Consider the following 14,807-nt stretch of genomic DNA (forward strand, 5'->3'; position numbering starts at 1 on the left):
CTGAATTCCGCTCATCCCGGCGAAAGCCGGGACCCAACGGAATTTTACAGCGCCGCGCGCCTCAGCGTCACCAGGGCCTGCTCGCGGATGCCGACATCGCCCACGGCCAGAATCTGGCCGCTTCCGTCCGGCGTCTCGCCGCGCCAGTTGGAGACCGCGCCGCCCGCCGCCTCGATCACCGGCGCCAGGGCCGACCAGTCCCAGACCTTGAGCCCGCTCTCGACCACCAGGTCGATCCGGCCCGCGGCCAGCATGGCGTAGGCATAGGCGTCGCAGCCGAGACGGGCGAGGCGCGCGGCGGCCCGCACCTGGGTCCAGGCGCCCAGTTCGGCGCCGGTGAACAGGTCGGGATCGGTGGTGGCGATGAGCGCCTCGGTCAGGCGAGCGCAGGACCGCACGGCCAGAGGCGTCTCCGTCCCGCCCTTGAGCAGGCGCGCGCCCGAGGGACCGCCCAGGAAGATTTCATCCAGATACGGCTGACCGATGATTCCGACGGCCGGCCGGCCCTCGCTGCGCAGGGCGATCAGATTGGTCCACAGCGGCAGGCCGGCGATGAAGGCGCGGGTGCCGTCGATGGGGTCGAGAATCCAGACGTGATCGGCGTCCGGCCGGTCCTCGCCATATTCCTCGCCGATGACGCCATGGTCGGGATAGCGGGCCGCGATCAGTCTGCGGATCGCCGCCTCGGCCTCGTGGTCGGCCTGGGTCACCGGATCGAAGGCGCCGGGGCCGCCCTTGTCCGCCTCCTCATACGCGCCGCGGAAATACGGCAGGGAGACGCGGGCGGCCTCGCGGGCCAGGTCGATGGCGAACAGTTCGTACTCGGTCATGGAAGGCAAGCCAGTGGTTAGTGGCCAGTGACTAGTGGCTAGGGTCGCGCAGGACCAGCCCCGGCTTCGTACCGCCGGCGCCGCTACGCCATTTCCTGGCCACTAGCCACTAATCACTCGCCACTTCTTCACGCAGCGTCGCCCTCGGCGTGCAGCGACTTGGCGAGGTCGAGCAGGCGGCGGCGCGGGCGCTCGCCCAGTTGATAATAGGCCTGGATCAGGTCGAGGGTTTCTTTGCGGGAAAACATCTCGCCGCCCTGGTTGGCCGCCTCCCGGCGCTCGATGGCTTCTTCCAGACCGTCGTAAAAGTAGCTGACGGGCGATTCCAGCGCCTCGGACAACTGCCACAGACGCGCGGCCGAGATGCGATTGGCGCCGCACTCGTATTTCTGGATCTGCTGAAAGCGGATGCCGACCTGGGTGGCCAGCTGCTGTTGCGTCAGGCCCAGCAGACGCCGGCGACGGCGCAGGCGGCGGCCCAGGTGAAGGTCGATATCGGTGGCCATGGCCCCATTTCCCCTTGTTGGCGGGCTGTCCCGAAGCGGGACGGCTCGCCCTTCAAGTGGCAAGCACCATGCCGCGCTCGCGTGACGGGGGATTGTCAATGAGCAGCGTTTTGCGACCGGACGCGCAACCGTTGCCGCACCAGCGCATTACCGCGACAGAGCGATCGCGCTTGGGAATGTCAGGAGAGACACTATGGGCTTGGGAATCATTGGCTGGATCGTCATCGGTATTGTGGCCGGCTGGCTGGCTGAAAAAGTCATGGGCCGCAGCCACGGCCTGGTCACGAACCTGATCGTGGGCATCGTCGGCGCCCTGATCGGCGGCTTCATCGCCGAGAATCTGCTGGGACAACCGGTCGGCGGCTTCAACGTCGTGACCCTGCTGGTCGCCTTCCTCGGCGCCTGTCTGCTGCTGTTCCTGCTGGGTCTGGTGAAGCGTCGCGCCTAAGCGACACAACGCCTGAAACGACGAAGGGCGGCTCCTCGCGGAGCCGCCCTTTTTCTTGTCCGGTGCGCCGGTATCAGGCGCCGGGCTTGTCCGGCGTGGTCGTTTCGCCTTCACCGGGGGCCGGCGCAGCGGCCGCTTTCGAAGCTGCGTCCGGCGCGGCCGGAATCGACGGCGTCGGGGTCGACGGCGTCACGGCCGGCTCTTCCGGCATGGGCGGAGCGGCCGGTTCAGCCACGTCCGCGGCCGAGTCGGTGATCGACGGGGCGGCGGTGAACTGGGCGCTGGTCCAGCCGACCGCGACGCCTTCGCCGTCCTGGCGCACGCCGCCGGAGACCGGGACGCCGCGCAGAACGCCGTCGGCCCCGCGCACGGTCAGTTCCTGGCCGGCTTCAGTGTTGCGGGCGCCTTCCAGCTGGCCCAGCACCGTCCCGTCCGAACCCTTGACGTCGGAGCCGGGCTGAAGGGTCAGGGTGGGCTGCTCAGCGGCGGGCTGGGCGGCGGCGGCCGGGGCGGGTTCCTGGGTTTGCGGGGCCGTGCCGTCCTGGGCGAACGCGGGAGCGGTCATGAGGAGCAGGCCGGCGACGCCAGTAAGGAGCGCGGTCTTTCGCATGATGTCTGCCTTGTCTACGCGAGCGGGGAGGGCTCGCACCGAATGGCTAACACCATGAGCGGGGCGTTGTTTCGTCCGCCCCGAAATGACCTTGGGTCTGCCCGGTTTGGCCGATTCCCGCTCGCGGACCGCCACATCGGCGGCCCAGCGAGACTGCCCTATTCCTCGCGGACGCGCTTCTTGCGGAACGAGGGGTTCAGCACGGCCTTGCGCAGGCGGATCGACTTGGGCGTGACCTCGACCAGTTCGTCCTCCTCGATATAGGCGATGGCCTGTTCCAGCGACGGACGGCGGGGCGGCGTCAGGCGCACGGCCTCATCCTTGCCGGCGGCGCGGATGTTGTTCAGCTGCTTGGCCTTCATCGGATTGACGTCGAGGTCGTCCCAGCGGGCGTTCTCGCCGATGATCATGCCCTGGTAGGTCTTCTCGCCGCCGCCGACAAACATGATGCCGCGGTCCTCGAGGTTCCACAGCGCGAAGGCGGCGGTCTCGCCGTCGCCGTTCGAGACCAGCACGCCCTTCAGACGGCCCTCGATGGCGCCCTTGTGCGGCTCATAGTGGCTGAACACGCGGTTCAGCACGCCCGACCCGCGCGTGTCGGTCAGGAATTCGCCCTGGTAGCCGATCAGCGAGCGCGACGGCGACTTCAGCGTCAGGCGCGTCTTGCCGGCGCCCGACGGGCCCATGTCCTTCAGCTCGGCCTTGCGGGCCGACAGCTTCTCGATGACCACGCCGGTGTATTCGTCGTCGACGTCGATGACGACGTCCTCGATCGGCTCCAGCCGCTCGCCGTTCTCGCCGGTTTGATAGACCACGCGGGGGCGCGAGATCGACAGTTCGAAGCCTTCGCGGCGCATGTTCTCGATCAGCACGCCCAGCTGCAGTTCGCCGCGGCCGGCGACCTCGAAGGCGTCCTTGCCGCCGGTCTCGGTGACGCGGATGGCGACGTTGGCCTCAGCCTCCTTCAGCAGGCGGTCGCGGATGACGCGCGACTGGACCTTGTCGCCCTCGCGGCCGGCCAGCGGGCTGTCGTTGACCGAGACGGTCATGGAGATGGTCGGCGGATCGATCGGCTGGGCGGGCAGGGCGTCGGTGACTTCCAGGGCGCACAGGGTGTCGGCCACCGTGGCCTTGGACATGCCGGCGATGGCGACGATGTCGCCGGCCTCGGCGCTGTCCACCGGCTGGCGCTTCAGGCCGCGGAAGGCCAGCACCTTGGTGATGCGGCCCTGTTCGATGATCTTGCCGTCGCGCGACAGGGCCTTGATGGCCATGCCCGGAACGGCCTTGCCGCTCTCGATCCGGCCGGTCAGCAGGCGGCCCAGGAAGGGGTCGCTCTCGATCAGCACGTTCAGGATCTGGAACGGCTTGTCCTTGTTCTCGACGACCTTGGGCTCGGGCACGTGTTTGACGATCAGCTCGAACAGCGCGTTCAGATTGTCGCTGGGCTTGTCCAGATCCATCGTCGCCCAGCCGGCGCGGCCCGAGGCGTAGATGTGCGGGAAGTCCAGCTGCTCATCGGTCGCGCCGATGGCGGCGAACAGATCGAAGGCGGCGTTGTGGACCTTGTCGGGATCGGCGTGGGGCCGGTCGACCTTGTTGATGCAGAGGATCGGCTTGAGGCCCATCTTCAGCGCCTTGGTCAGCACGAATTTGGTCTGGGGCATGACGCCCTCTTCGGCGTCCACCAGCAGGACGCAGCCGTCCACCATGCCCAGGATGCGCTCGACCTCGCCGCCGAAGTCGGCGTGGCCGGGGGTGTCGATGATGTTGATGCGGGTGTCGCCCGTCTCGCCGTGCCACAGCACCGAGGTGCATTTGGCCAGGATGGTGATCCCGCGTTCCTTTTCCTGGTCGTTGGAGTCCATCGCCCGCTCGGACTGGGCCTCATTGGCTCGGAAGACGCCCGACTGGGCCAGAAGCTGGTCCACCAGCGTGGTCTTGCCGTGGTCGACGTGGGCGATGATGGCGACGTTGCGCAGATTCATTTGACTATCAGACGTGCAAGGCGGCCGGCCCGGTCGAAACGTTGGGGCGGCCGCTGGGTTCAGGCGACGGTGCGGGGAGCGCGCGCCTCTTACAGGGGCGCACGCGGAAACGCCAGTGCGTGACGAACACGCACCGGCGTAACGGCGGCTCTATGCCTCAGGAAAAGGGCGGCGCGAAGGCGATCAGACCTTCGCCGACCGGTTCCGCACCCAGCCGTAGAGCATGAGGGTCAGCACCGCGAAGGCCGCGATCCCCGCCAGCATCGCCGGCCAGGTCGAACCCTCGGGCAGCATGGCGAACGGCGCGTCATTGCCGGTCGACACGATCACCCCCGCCGTCATGACCAGGAACAGGCTCTCGCCGACGATCAGGCCGGACGCCAGCAGCACGCCCATCCGGCGGCCCACGTCGGCGAACCGGGTGTTCTTGATCGCCTTGTCGTAGACCCAGCCGCAGACCGCTCCGACGACCAGCATCGTGGTCACGGCGGCCGGCAGGTAGAAGCCGATGCCGACAGCCAGCGGCGGCAGTTTCATCCTGCCCCTGGTGGCGCCGTTCAGCACCGCGTCCAGCACGATGATGACCACGCCGATCGCCGCGCCGAGCCCGATCAGGTCCCAGCGCAGGTCGCCGCCGATCACCCCTCTCGCGAGGGCCGAGATCAGGGTCGCCTGGGGCGCCGCCAGCGGTTCGTCGGCGATGCCGACCGGTCCGCCCTCGAAGCCGAAGGCCTTGTTCAGCAGGTTCAGGATCAGCGGGATGACCACGGCGCCGGCGACGACGCCGACGATCAGGGCGGTCTGCTGCCGCCATGGCGTGGCCTGGACCAGCTGGCCGGTCTTGAGGTCCTGCAGGTTGTCATTGGCGATGACGGCCACGGCGAAGACGACCGAGGTCACGATCAGGGCGAAGGCCACCACCGACGGATCGGCGGGCAGGCCGGCCAGGGCCAGCACGCCCAGCATCAGCACCGAGGCGATGACGATGGCGAGGATGCCCACGCCCGACACCGGGCTGTTGGACGAGCCGATCAGGCCGGCCATATAGCCGCAGATGGCCGCCACGGCGAAGCCGATGAAGACCACATAGATCAGGCCGCCGCCGACCAGCAGGGCCGTCGAGCTCGCCAGGGTCGGATTGCCCTGGGCGAACCAGGCCAGGATGAAGCCGATGCCGATCAGGCAGGCGACCGACAGGCCGGCCACGATATTGATCGGAATGTCCTGCTCGGTCCGGTCCAGCACCTCTCCGCTCTGGCGGCGGCGGTTGGCGGCCAGGGCCGAGGTCAGGCCGCCGATCAGCGGCCCCGACAGCTTGATCAGGGTCCAGATGGCGGCGACGCCGATGACGCCGGCGCCCATGAATCGCACCTCGCGCCGCCAGACCGTGGTGGCGAGCTCCTCGGCGCCCACGCCGGCGGGCAGGGTCGTCGCGATGGACGGGATGCCGTTGGCCGTCAGCCAGGCGATGGTTTCGGGCGAGGTCAGGATCGGCACCGCGATCCCCCAGGCCAGAATCAGGCCGAACAGCTGGGCCAGGCCCACGCTCAGGCCGATCAGATGCCCGGCGCCCAGCAGGGCGAACTGCATGCCGAAGCCGATGCCCGTGGCGCCGCCGCCCAGCGAGGCCGGCAGTTTGACGAACCGCGCCGCCTCGCCGGCGAAGACCCGCCCGGCGACCAGCAGGGCGTAGCCGGCCGAAACGATGGAGCCCCAGATCACGACCCACAGTCCGGAGGCGTTCTCGCGCACGGCGCTCTCGGTCTGTTCGGCCCCGCGCGAGCCGACGGTCAGCACCTCGGCCGCGGCGACGCCCTCGGGATAGGGCAGGCCGGCGTCGACCACGAGGGCGCGGCGCAGAGGGATGGAGAAGGTCACGCCCAGCACGCCGCCGAAGACGCAGATCAGCACCGACTCCCAGAACGGGAACTCCAGCCACCAGCCGACCATGACCAGACCGGGCAGGACGAAGATGATGGAGCTCATGGCTCCGCCGACCGAGGCCACGGTCTGGACGGTCATGTTCTCCCAGATGGTCGAGTCCTTGAACATCCGCAGGATGGCCATGGAGATGACGGCCGCCGGGATGGCCGAGGCGAACGTCAGCCCGACCTTCAGGCCCAGATAGGTGTTGGCGGCGGTGAACACGACGGCCAGCAGACAGCCCAGCACAAGGGCGCGCAGGGTCAGTTCGATACGCTTGACGCCGCTCACGGGCGCCCTCGCGGGTGTATCGGTCATCCGGGTTCCTCTCCCTCTTTGGGCGGAGGTAAGCCGGAAAAGCGGTTAGTGGCTAGTGGTTAGTGATTGCAGCTTCTCTGCCGGCGGAAGGGCGGCGCGGACCGCGCCACGACACCGGCGCCGGCCAAGCCGCTAACCACCAGTCACTGGCCTCCCAGCCCCTCCCATTGACACCCGCCTCGCCCCGGCGGAGCCTCGCCGCAAACGGGGAGAACAAAGATGAAGCGGATCATGACGGCGACCGTGATCGGCCTGCTGTGCCTCGGCGGCGCGGCCGGCGCCCAGGACGCGCGTTCGCCCCTGGCGGATACGGTCGAGGCGCGTCAGGCGGCGATGATGCTGTCGGGCGTGGCCATGGGCTCCATCAAGGCGGCGATCGACGCCGGCCAGCCGATCGCCGGCCAGCGCTTCCCGACCCGCGCCCTGTCGCGCTGGGCCCATGCGGTCCCCGGCGCCTTCCCGGCCGGCAGCGGCGCCGAGGCGGGCGTCCGGACCAACGCCAAACCTGAAATCTGGAGCGACCGCGCCGGCTTCGAGGCCAGGGCCGCCGACTACGCCGCCGCCGCCGACCGCCTCGCCGAACTGGCCGCTGGCGAGGACGCCGCCGCCTTCGCCGCCCAATGGGCCGTCGTCCGCGCCAGCTGCCAGTCGTGCCATGATCGGTACAAGACCTGAAGGTCAGGCATCAGGCAGTAGGCATTAGGCAGCAGGAAAGCGGGAAGGGGCGCCGCCCGCTCGCGGCAGCTTCCCTCCGACCGGTTTCTGCTTCATCGCTCCTACTGCCTACTGCCTACTGCCTACTGCCTGGTCCCTCCCATGCCCGAACTCCCCGAGGTCGAAACCGTCCGTCGCGGCCTTGAGCCCGTGCTCACCGGCGCGCGCCTGACCCGCGTGCGCCAGAACCGGCCCGACCTGCGGTTTCCTTTCCCCGACCGGTTCGTCGAACGGCTGGAGGGGGCGACCGTCGAGCGGATCGACCGCCGCGCCAAATACCTGCTGATGCCGCTCTCGACCGGCGAGACATGGGTCAGCCATCTCGGCATGACCGGCCGTTTCACCCTCGACGGCGAACAACTTGGCGAGTTCGAGGAGGCCGCGCCCATCGCCGGCAAGCATGAACACATGAGCCTTTGCGCCGTGCGCGACGCCGTCACCACCCGCGTCGGTTTCGCCGACGCCCGCCGCTTCGGCTTCATGGGCCTGATCCCCACCGCCGAAGTCGAGGCCCATCCATGGTTCGCCGCCCTCGGACCCGAGCCGCTCGGCAACGGCTTCTCCGGCGCCCGCCTCGCCGAGGCCTTTGCGGGCAGGAAGCAGAACATCAAGGTCAGCCTGCTCGACCAGCGCAACGTCGCCGGCCTCGGCAACATCTATGTCTGCGAGGCCCTCTACCGCGCCCGCGTCTCTCCGCTGGTCGCCGCAGGCAAGGTCTCGAAGCCCCGCCTCGAAACCCTCGCTGCCGTGGTCCGCGACGTGCTCAACGAGGCCATCCTCGCCGGGGGCTCGACGCTCAAGGATTTCGCCAACGCCGACGGCGGCCAGGGCTATTTCCAGCACCGCTTCGACGTCTACGGCCGCGAGGGCCAGCCCTGTCTCGCGGAGGGTTGTTCGGGCGTGATCAAACGCACCGTGCAGGGCGGCCGCTCGACCTTCTGGTGCCCAGGGTGTCAGCGACGGTGACGCTTGGTGGTTAGTGGCTAGTGGCTAGTGGCTAGTGGCTAGTGGCTAGTGGCGAGTGGCTAGTGGAGAGTAGCCTGATCCACTACCCCGGCTCCACCAACCACTAGCCACTAGCCACTAGCCACTCGCCACTAGCCACTCCTCCTTGACCCACCGCATCATCCTGTTCCGCGGCATGAACACCGGCGGCGTCCGCGCCCCGGTCTCCGACCTGCGCGCCATGGCCGCCGACATGGGGCTGAAGAATCCCTGCACCCTCCTCGCCAGCGGCAACCTCGTCGTCGAGAGCGGCAAGGCGACGGACGCCCTCGAGCACGACATCGAAGCCGCCATGGAGAAGACCTTCGGCCTCAAGGTCGCCGCCATGGTCCGCACGCCCGACCAGTGGGCGAGCCTGGTCGCCGCCAATCCCTTTCCCGACGAGGCCGCCGCGCATCCGGCCAGGGTGGTGGCCATGGTCATGAAGGACGGGATCAGGGCCGGCGCCCTCGACGCCTGCCGCGAACTGGCGGAGGGCGGCGAATGCGTCGAGGCCATCGATGACGTCCTCTGGTTCTGGTTTCCGAACGGACAGGGCGAAAGCGGCATCTTCAAGAAGGCCACGCCCCGCCTGCTCGGCATGGGCACCGGCCGAAACTGGAACACCGTCCTCAAGCTGGCGGACATGGTCGGGCTGACGCGGTAAGGAGCGGGCCATGACCCACCGCCGCACCCACCTCTGGATCAGCCTCCTCGTCGGCCTCGCCGTCTGGGGCGTCTATTTCGGCCATTTCCTGCAGCAGATGCGTCGCGGCGAGACCGGCGGCCTGGCCCTGTGGTTCCTCGGCGCCCTCGCCGTGATCGTCCTCGCCGAGACCGTGGCCACCGGCCTGATCGCCTGGCTCTTCCGCCGCCGCGCCCGCGTGCTGGACGAGGGCCCGACCCTGGACGCGGCGCTGAAGGCCAGCCATGTCGCCCTTATGCTGCTGATCGGCCTGGCCCTGTCGGCGGCGGCGGCTCTCGCCTTCGCCGCCCTGTTCGGCTGGAGCCTCGACCTGTCCGGCGCGCGCGGCCAGGTCATCGCCGCCAACGCCCTGCTGGCCATGGTGGTGAGCGCGGAACTGCTGCGGGCAGGCCTGACGCTGGCGCTGATCCCGCGCCGCTGATCTTCCGCCGAAGGGCCGGGACGGATAGACAGTCCCCGAACGCGGAGCGCCCCCATGTCTGACACCTTCTCCACCCTGCTCATCGAACGCCACGCCGACGGCTATGCGGTGGTGACCCTGAACCGGCCCGAAGCCCTGAACGCGCTCAACTCCCAGCTCTTCAAGGATCTGGCCGCCTTTCTCGACGCGGTCGAGCATGACGACAGCGTCCGCTGCCTGATCCTGACCGGCTCGGGCGACAAGGCCTTCGCCGCCGGCGCCGACATCAAGGAGATGGCGGACCAGACCTACGCCCAGATGTACACGGGCAATTTCTTCGCCCTCGGCCACGACCGCATCACCCGCTTCCGCAAGCCCATCATCGCCGCGGTCAACGGCTTCGCCCTCGGCGGCGGCTGCGAACTGGCCATGCTGTGCGACTTCATCGTCGCCTCGGAGAAGGCCAAATTCGGCCAGCCGGAGATCAACCTCGGCGTCGCCCCCGGCATCGGCGGCTCCCAGCGCCTGACCCGCCTCGTCGGCAAGGCCAAGGCGATGGACATGGTCCTGACCGCCCGGATGATGGACGCCGCCGAGGCCGAACGCGCCGGCCTCGCCTCCCGCGTCGTCCCGCACGAGACCCTGCTGGACGAAGTCCGCAAGATCGCCGCGAAGATCGCCGCGCAAAGCCCGCTCGCCGTCATGGCCAACAAGGAAATGGTCAACGCCGCGCTGGAGACCACCCTGACCCAGGGCGTCCAGTTCGAACGCCGCCTGTTCCACAGCCTGTTCGCCTTCGAGGACCAGAAGGAGGGCATGGCGGCCTTCGTGGAGAAGCGGAAGCCGGTGTTCAGGGGGAAATGACTGCGATCGAGGACGACTGGCGCTACCAGAGCGCCGCGCACCTGCGGGGCCAGGCCTTCGTCTTCAAGCCCTACACACGATACCGGGAAGGGTGGGATCACGATCACTGCGCCGGCTGCGGGGACACGTTCGCCGAGGCGGCGGTCTCATCTGGCGCCCTGCATACCGGCTGGGCCGTTACCTCAGACTACGACAAGGGCGCGGACTACGAGTGGATGTGCGCGGATTGCTTCTCCTTGCTCAAGGACGCATTGGCGTTGACTCCGCGTTGACCCCCCAAGCCCTTTCCGCTATAGCCGCGCGCTCTTCGAGATTTCCCCGCCGTGGACCGTGCTCCGCGGCGTTTCCGTTCGTAAGGTTTGACTGATGGCCAACAATGCCGGCGCCAAGAAAGCGATCCGCAAGATCGCTGCCCGCACCGAAGTGAACAAGGCGCGCCGCACGCGCGTCCGCACCTTCCTGCGCAAATTCCAGGAAGCCGTCACGGGCGGCGACGCCGGTGCGGCGAAGACGGCCTTCATCGAGGCCCAGTCCGAGCTGATGCGCGCCGTCTCCAAGGGCGTGGTTCACAAGAACACGGGTTCGCGGAAAGTGGGCCGCCTGGCCGCCCAGCTGAAGAAGATGGCGGCGGCCTGATTTTTCGGACCCCGGACGGCCTTTCACAGGGCTGTCATGGTAAATATCAGCGATTCCAACGGCGAGGGCGCGAAGGCTCCCTCGCCGTTTGCACGTGCGCCGGTAACCTCTGTGAGGCCGATCAGCGCTCGCGTCTGTGGCGAAATACGGTTTTTCGTTGACTGTGTTTGGCTTTAGCGGAGTCAACAATTTTAACTGCAAATCGAGTCGCGAATCAGCGTTGACGCCCCCCTCGCCGGGGGTAAGTTCGGGGCGCTGACGCACTTCCATTCCCATACGGAATGAAGACGGCGCGGAACGTGTTTTCGTGTCGGCGTGAGACGCCTGTTCAAGAGTTCGACCCCACCCGCGCGGCGCCAGCTACGCGGGACAGGAGAAGTCGTCCCGGTTCCAGGCGTCTCAGAAGGGCGTCGGTTGATGGTTTCCAAGGGTGGCTTTGACGATGACGGGGAGCGCGCAAATGGCGGGGATGACGGATCCGGATCGCATCTGGACCGAGGCGGCGGGCCGTCTGCGCAGCGAGATCGGCGAGGGGCCCTTCAGCTCCTATATCGCCCCCTCGGCCGTGCGCGCCGACGGCGCCGGCCAGCTGATCCTCGTCACCCCCACCGCCTACGCCCGCGACTGGGTGCGCAAGAACGCCCTGCGCCGCATGAATGAGCTGTGGCTGGGTCTCGACGGGCTGTCGCGCCGCCTTGACGTCCGCTGCCGCGCCGAGATGGGCTCGACCCCCTCGGCCTCCCAGGTCGCCGCCGGCCGCGCCGAGGGCGCCGCCGTCATTCCGCTCCAGCCGATCCCCATGGCCACCGTGCCGCCCGTCGCCGACGGGGCCCGCGCCGTGCGCGCCGCCGGCCTGCAGGACCGCCTGACCTTCGACAGTTTCGTGGAAGGGCAGGGCAACGCCTTCGCCCTGGCCATCGCCAGACAGGCCGCGGCCTGGGCCGACGGCCATTTCAACCCGATCTTCTTCTGCGGCCCCTATGGCTACGGCAAGACCCACCTGCTCAACGCCATCGCCTGGGAGGCCCAGCGCCTCCGACCGGACGCCCGGGTCGTCTATCTGACCGCCGAACGCTTCCTCTCGACCTTCGTCCGCGCCGCCCAGGACCGCACCATGGCGGCCTTCAAGGACAGTCTGCGCAACGCCGACATGCTGCTGATCGACGACGTCCAGTTCGTCGGCGGCAAGGCCGGCACCCAGGAAGAGCTGCTCTCGACCCTGACCGCCCTGATCGAGGACGGCAAACGCATCGTCCTCTCGGCCGACCGCCCGCCCATGGCCCTGACCGAGGTCGAGCCGCGCCTGCGCAGCCATCTGGCCTCGGGCCTGACCTGCCCGGTCGAGCCCGCCGACCGGGCCCTCAAACTGGCCGTGGCCCGCAACCGGATCGCCGCCCTCGCCGCCCTCGGCGTCGTCTCCGGCGAGGCCCAGGCCGAGGTGCTCGAGCATCTGGTCGACCGCACCCCCGGCTCGATGCGCGAGCTCGAGGGCGCCGTGAACACCCTGGCCGCCGTCGCCGGCGCCCGTCTGTCCTCGCTCAGCGTCGACGAGACCCAGGTCCTGCTCGGCTCGGCCCTGCGCGGCGGGCCCGAGCGCCGCATCACCGTCGACGAGATCCAGAAGACCGTCGCCGATCACTTCAGCCTCAAACAGGCCGACCTGCTCTCCGAGCGCCGCACCCGCGCCGTCGCCCGCCCGCGCCAGATCGCCATGTGGCTGTGCAAACAGCACACGACCCGCTCCTACCCCGACATCGGCCGCCGCTTCGGAGGCCGCGATCACACCACGGTCCTGCACGGCGTGCGCAAGATCGAGGAGCTGATGGCGCTGGACGACCAGATCGCGCGCGACGTCGAGACGCTGACGAGGAAGCTCAGGGGTTAGTGACTCTTGGCCTCTCCCTCCCCCGCCGGGGGAGGGATGTCGACGCGTAGCGACGACAGGGTGGGGAGGGCTCGGCGAAGCAAGCGCCGGCGTCCTTGTCGCCGAGCCGCTCCCACCCGGTCGCTTCGCGACCACCCTCCCCCGGAGGGGGAGGGAGAAGGGCTGTGAACAACCCCCTACCCCTTCCTTGCCCCGCCCCGCCAATCCGCTAGTGTCCGTAGCCCTATCTCTTTGCGGCGGCTTGTGAGTCGCTGACGGCGGGCGAGACCACATGCAACTGACCATCGAACGATCCGCGCTCCTCAAGGCCCTCGGCCATGTGCAGAGCGTCGTCGAGCGCCGCAACACCATCCCGATCCTGTCCAACGTCCTGCTCAGCGCGGGCCGCGACAAGCTCAGCTTCGCCGCCACCGACCTCGACATGGAGATGGTCGACGAGGCCGAGGCCCAGGTGAATGTCGAGGGCCAGATCACCGCCCCCGCCCACACCCTGTACGAGATCGTCCGCAAACTGCCCGACGGCGCCGAGGTCTCGCTCAGCTACAACGGCGACGACCCCCGTCTGGTGGTCCAGGCCGGCCGTTCCAAATTCAACCTGCCGGTCCTGCCCGCGGGCGACTTCCCGGTCATGTCGACCGACACCTCGGGCACGCGCTTCACCCTGCCCAAGGAAGACCTCGCCCGCCTGATCGACAAGACCCGCTTCGCCGTCTCGACCGAGGAGACGCGCTACTATCTGAACGGCCTGTATCTCCACACCGTGGCCGAGGCCGGCATCCCGCTGCTGCGCGCCGTCGCCACCGACGGCCACCGTCTGGCCCTGGCCGAGACGCCCGCGCCCGAGGGCGCCGCCGGCGGTCCCGGCGTCATCGTCCCGCGCAAGACCATCGACCAGGTCCGCCGCCTGCTCGACGACGGTTCGGGCCCGGTTGAGGTCATGGTCAGCCCGCAGAAGATCCGCTTCGAATTCGGCCAGGCCTCCCTGACCTCCAAGGTGATCGACGGCGCCTTCCCCGACTACATGCGCGTCATCCCCAAGGGGAATGACAAACAGGCCGACATCGACAACGCCCTGTTCGCCCAGGCCGTCGACCGCGTCGCCACCATCTCGGCCGAGAAGAGCCGCTCGGTGAAACTGGCCTTCGAGCTGGACCGCGTCACCCTGACGGTGCGCAACATGGAGGCCGGGCAGGGGGTCGAGGAGGTCGAGATCGGCTATTCCGAGGAGCCCTTCGAGATCGGCTTCAACGCCCGCTACCTGCTCGACGTCGCCGGCCAGATCACCGGCGAGACCGCCCACTTCAAATTCGCCGACCCGGCCAGCCCGACCCTGGTCCTCGATCCGGGCGATCCGGGCGTCCAGTATGTGCTGATGCCGCTGAGGGTGTGACGCGCTCCCTATCGGCGGAGGGGTCTGGAGCGGTCATCGAAACGTCGAAGATCGTCTATGGGGCCTGGCTGTTCGCATGGGTTTTCGTCGCCTTCCTGTCCACGGCCCTGATCGCCCTTGACGGGACCGAGCCCGACACAGTTTTCATCGCCGTGCCAATTATCGGGATTCTTTTCAGCGCCACCGGAATCCTCCGCCCGAAGCGGATTCAGCTGAACCGCGAGGCGCTGGCGTATCGCCCTGTATGGGGACCAAGGCTTGTTCTTCGGAGAACCGACATTGCGTCGTTCGACGTCTTCGTTCTGCACTACTCGGGATCAGGATTCCTGATCTGCAAGATGCGACCCGAGGTGTTGAAGGGGGGCGGCCGGTACAATCTCGGCTTCGACATGTTGCCCGATGAGTTGGTCAAAGCGCTCCGGCGGTGGCTTGGCCGCACGCCATGATCACATCTCTCACCCTCACCGATTTCCGCTCCTACGCGGCGGCCACCCTGCCCATCGCGGCGGGGGCGACACCGGCGTGGCGGTGCATCCGGAGGACGCGCGCTATGCGGGGCTGGTCGGCAAGTTCGTGACCCTGCCGATCGTGGGCCGCCGCATTCC

At 68.5% G+C, this 14,807-nt stretch carries 16 protein-coding genes and 1 pseudogene; 12 read left to right on the plus strand and 5 right to left on the minus strand.

Annotated features, from left to right (window positions below):
• Nucleotides 1–44: 44 nt before the first annotated feature.
• Together hisN and QQJ79_RS04290 are read right to left on the minus strand one after the other, a co-directional pair.
• Nucleotides 45–830 carry a histidinol-phosphatase gene (gene hisN, locus QQJ79_RS04285; RefSeq protein ID WP_284221482.1) on the minus strand — a complete coding sequence of 262 codons (786 nt, stop codon included), beginning with the start codon at nucleotides 828–830 and terminating at the stop codon, nucleotides 45–47.
• A gap of 128 nt (nucleotides 831–958) precedes the next feature.
• Nucleotides 959–1,336, minus strand: coding sequence for a helix-turn-helix domain-containing protein (locus QQJ79_RS04290; RefSeq protein ID WP_284221484.1), 378 nt, complete (start codon nucleotides 1,334–1,336; stop codon nucleotides 959–961).
• Nucleotides 1,337–1,529: 193 nt separating this feature from the next.
• Here QQJ79_RS04290 and QQJ79_RS04295 point away from each other — a divergent pair, with 193 nt between their 5' ends.
• Nucleotides 1,530–1,784: a GlsB/YeaQ/YmgE family stress response membrane protein gene (locus QQJ79_RS04295; protein ID WP_284221487.1), complete on the plus strand. Its 255-nt coding sequence runs from the start codon at nucleotides 1,530–1,532 to the stop codon at nucleotides 1,782–1,784.
• Between the two features lie 73 nt (nucleotides 1,785–1,857).
• Here the strand turns inward: QQJ79_RS04295 and QQJ79_RS04300 are convergent, their stop codons facing one another.
• The 3 genes from QQJ79_RS04300 to QQJ79_RS04310 all read right to left on the minus strand — a co-directional run bounded on the left by QQJ79_RS04300 (nucleotide 1,858) and on the right by QQJ79_RS04310 (nucleotide 6,623).
• Entirely contained in the window at nucleotides 1,858–2,394 is a 537-nt protein-coding gene (locus QQJ79_RS04300) for a superoxide dismutase (RefSeq protein WP_284221488.1), read from the minus strand.
• 158 nt (nucleotides 2,395–2,552) lie between these two features.
• Nucleotides 2,553–4,382 carry a translational GTPase TypA gene (gene typA, locus QQJ79_RS04305; RefSeq protein WP_284221490.1) on the minus strand — a complete coding sequence of 610 codons (1,830 nt, stop codon included), beginning with the start codon at nucleotides 4,380–4,382 and terminating at the stop codon, nucleotides 2,553–2,555.
• A gap of 183 nt (nucleotides 4,383–4,565) precedes the next feature.
• Complete coding sequence (locus QQJ79_RS04310) at nucleotides 4,566–6,623, minus strand: OPT family oligopeptide transporter (RefSeq protein WP_284221492.1); 2,058 nt, start codon at nucleotides 6,621–6,623, stop codon at nucleotides 4,566–4,568.
• 219 nt (nucleotides 6,624–6,842) lie between these two features.
• Here QQJ79_RS04310 and QQJ79_RS04315 point away from each other — a divergent pair, with 219 nt between their 5' ends.
• From QQJ79_RS04315 to QQJ79_RS16050, 11 genes and pseudogenes are all read left to right on the plus strand, one after another.
• Entirely contained in the window at nucleotides 6,843–7,298 is a 456-nt protein-coding gene (locus QQJ79_RS04315; RefSeq protein WP_284221493.1) for a cytochrome c, read from the plus strand.
• A 141-nt stretch (nucleotides 7,299–7,439) separates the two neighbouring features.
• Nucleotides 7,440–8,303, plus strand: a complete 864-nt coding sequence (mutM, locus tag QQJ79_RS04320; RefSeq protein WP_284221499.1) for a bifunctional DNA-formamidopyrimidine glycosylase/DNA-(apurinic or apyrimidinic site) lyase — start codon at nucleotides 7,440–7,442, stop codon at nucleotides 8,301–8,303.
• Nucleotides 8,304–8,448: 145 nt separating this feature from the next.
• Nucleotides 8,449–8,988: a DUF1697 domain-containing protein gene (locus QQJ79_RS04325; protein WP_284221501.1), complete on the plus strand. Its 540-nt coding sequence runs from the start codon at nucleotides 8,449–8,451 to the stop codon at nucleotides 8,986–8,988.
• Nucleotides 8,989–8,998: 10 nt separating this feature from the next.
• Nucleotides 8,999–9,448, plus strand: a complete 450-nt coding sequence (locus QQJ79_RS04330; protein ID WP_284221503.1) for a hypothetical protein — start codon at nucleotides 8,999–9,001, stop codon at nucleotides 9,446–9,448.
• 54 nt (nucleotides 9,449–9,502) lie between these two features.
• Nucleotides 9,503–10,291, plus strand: coding sequence for an enoyl-CoA hydratase-related protein (locus tag QQJ79_RS04335; protein ID WP_284221505.1), 789 nt, complete (start codon nucleotides 9,503–9,505; stop codon nucleotides 10,289–10,291).
• Nucleotides 10,288–10,563: a hypothetical protein gene (locus tag QQJ79_RS04340; RefSeq protein ID WP_284221507.1), complete on the plus strand. Its 276-nt coding sequence runs from the start codon at nucleotides 10,288–10,290 to the stop codon at nucleotides 10,561–10,563. The genes QQJ79_RS04335 and QQJ79_RS04340 overlap by 4 nt, the downstream gene beginning before the upstream one ends.
• Before the next feature lie 94 nt (nucleotides 10,564–10,657).
• Nucleotides 10,658–10,927, plus strand: a complete 270-nt coding sequence (gene rpsT, locus QQJ79_RS04345; RefSeq protein WP_284221509.1) for a 30S ribosomal protein S20 — start codon at nucleotides 10,658–10,660, stop codon at nucleotides 10,925–10,927.
• Nucleotides 10,928–11,363: 436 nt separating this feature from the next.
• Nucleotides 11,364–12,812, plus strand: coding sequence for a chromosomal replication initiator protein DnaA (dnaA, locus tag QQJ79_RS04350; protein ID WP_431307569.1), 1,449 nt, complete (start codon nucleotides 11,364–11,366; stop codon nucleotides 12,810–12,812).
• Nucleotides 12,813–13,083: 271 nt separating this feature from the next.
• A complete protein-coding gene (gene dnaN / locus QQJ79_RS04355) occupies nucleotides 13,084–14,202 on the plus strand; it encodes a DNA polymerase III subunit beta (RefSeq protein ID WP_284221513.1) in 1,119 nt (372 codons plus the stop codon).
• Entirely contained in the window at nucleotides 14,199–14,648 is a 450-nt protein-coding gene (locus QQJ79_RS04360; RefSeq protein WP_284221515.1) for a hypothetical protein, read from the plus strand. Before dnaN ends, QQJ79_RS04360 begins: the two co-directional genes overlap by 4 nt.
• 64 nt (nucleotides 14,649–14,712) lie before the next feature.
• Nucleotides 14,713–14,807 (plus strand): annotated as a pseudogene (locus QQJ79_RS16050) (hypothetical protein); the annotation flags it as partial.

The organism is Brevundimonas denitrificans (genome assembly GCF_030160755.1).
Taxonomy (GTDB): Bacteria; Pseudomonadota; Alphaproteobacteria; order Caulobacterales; family Caulobacteraceae; genus Brevundimonas; species Brevundimonas denitrificans.

What these genes read in the sequence shown, in the direction of transcription:
- hisN (WP_284221482.1), bottom strand. Translation starts at nt 830, where the DNA reads ATGACCGAGTACGAACTGTTCGCCATCGACCTGGCCCGCGAGGCCGCC.
- QQJ79_RS04290 (WP_284221484.1), bottom strand. Translation starts at nt 1,336, where the DNA reads ATGGCCACCGATATCGACCTTCACCTGGGCCGCCGCCTGCGCCGTCGC.
- QQJ79_RS04295 (WP_284221487.1), top strand. Translation starts at nt 1,530, where the DNA reads ATGGGCTTGGGAATCATTGGCTGGATCGTCATCGGTATTGTGGCCGGC.
- QQJ79_RS04300 (WP_284221488.1), bottom strand. Translation starts at nt 2,394, where the DNA reads ATGCGAAAGACCGCGCTCCTTACTGGCGTCGCCGGCCTGCTCCTCATG.
- typA (WP_284221490.1), bottom strand. Translation starts at nt 4,382, where the DNA reads ATGAATCTGCGCAACGTCGCCATCATCGCCCACGTCGACCACGGCAAG.
- QQJ79_RS04310 (WP_284221492.1), bottom strand. Translation starts at nt 6,623, where the DNA reads ATGACCGATACACCCGCGAGGGCGCCCGTGAGCGGCGTCAAGCGTATC.
- QQJ79_RS04315 (WP_284221493.1), top strand. Translation starts at nt 6,843, where the DNA reads ATGAAGCGGATCATGACGGCGACCGTGATCGGCCTGCTGTGCCTCGGC.
- mutM (WP_284221499.1), top strand. Translation starts at nt 7,440, where the DNA reads ATGCCCGAACTCCCCGAGGTCGAAACCGTCCGTCGCGGCCTTGAGCCC.
- QQJ79_RS04330 (WP_284221503.1), top strand. Translation starts at nt 8,999, where the DNA reads ATGACCCACCGCCGCACCCACCTCTGGATCAGCCTCCTCGTCGGCCTC.
- QQJ79_RS04335 (WP_284221505.1), top strand. Translation starts at nt 9,503, where the DNA reads ATGTCTGACACCTTCTCCACCCTGCTCATCGAACGCCACGCCGACGGC.
- QQJ79_RS04340 (WP_284221507.1), top strand. Translation starts at nt 10,288, where the DNA reads ATGACTGCGATCGAGGACGACTGGCGCTACCAGAGCGCCGCGCACCTG.
- rpsT (WP_284221509.1), top strand. Translation starts at nt 10,658, where the DNA reads ATGGCCAACAATGCCGGCGCCAAGAAAGCGATCCGCAAGATCGCTGCC.
- dnaN (WP_284221513.1), top strand. Translation starts at nt 13,084, where the DNA reads ATGCAACTGACCATCGAACGATCCGCGCTCCTCAAGGCCCTCGGCCAT.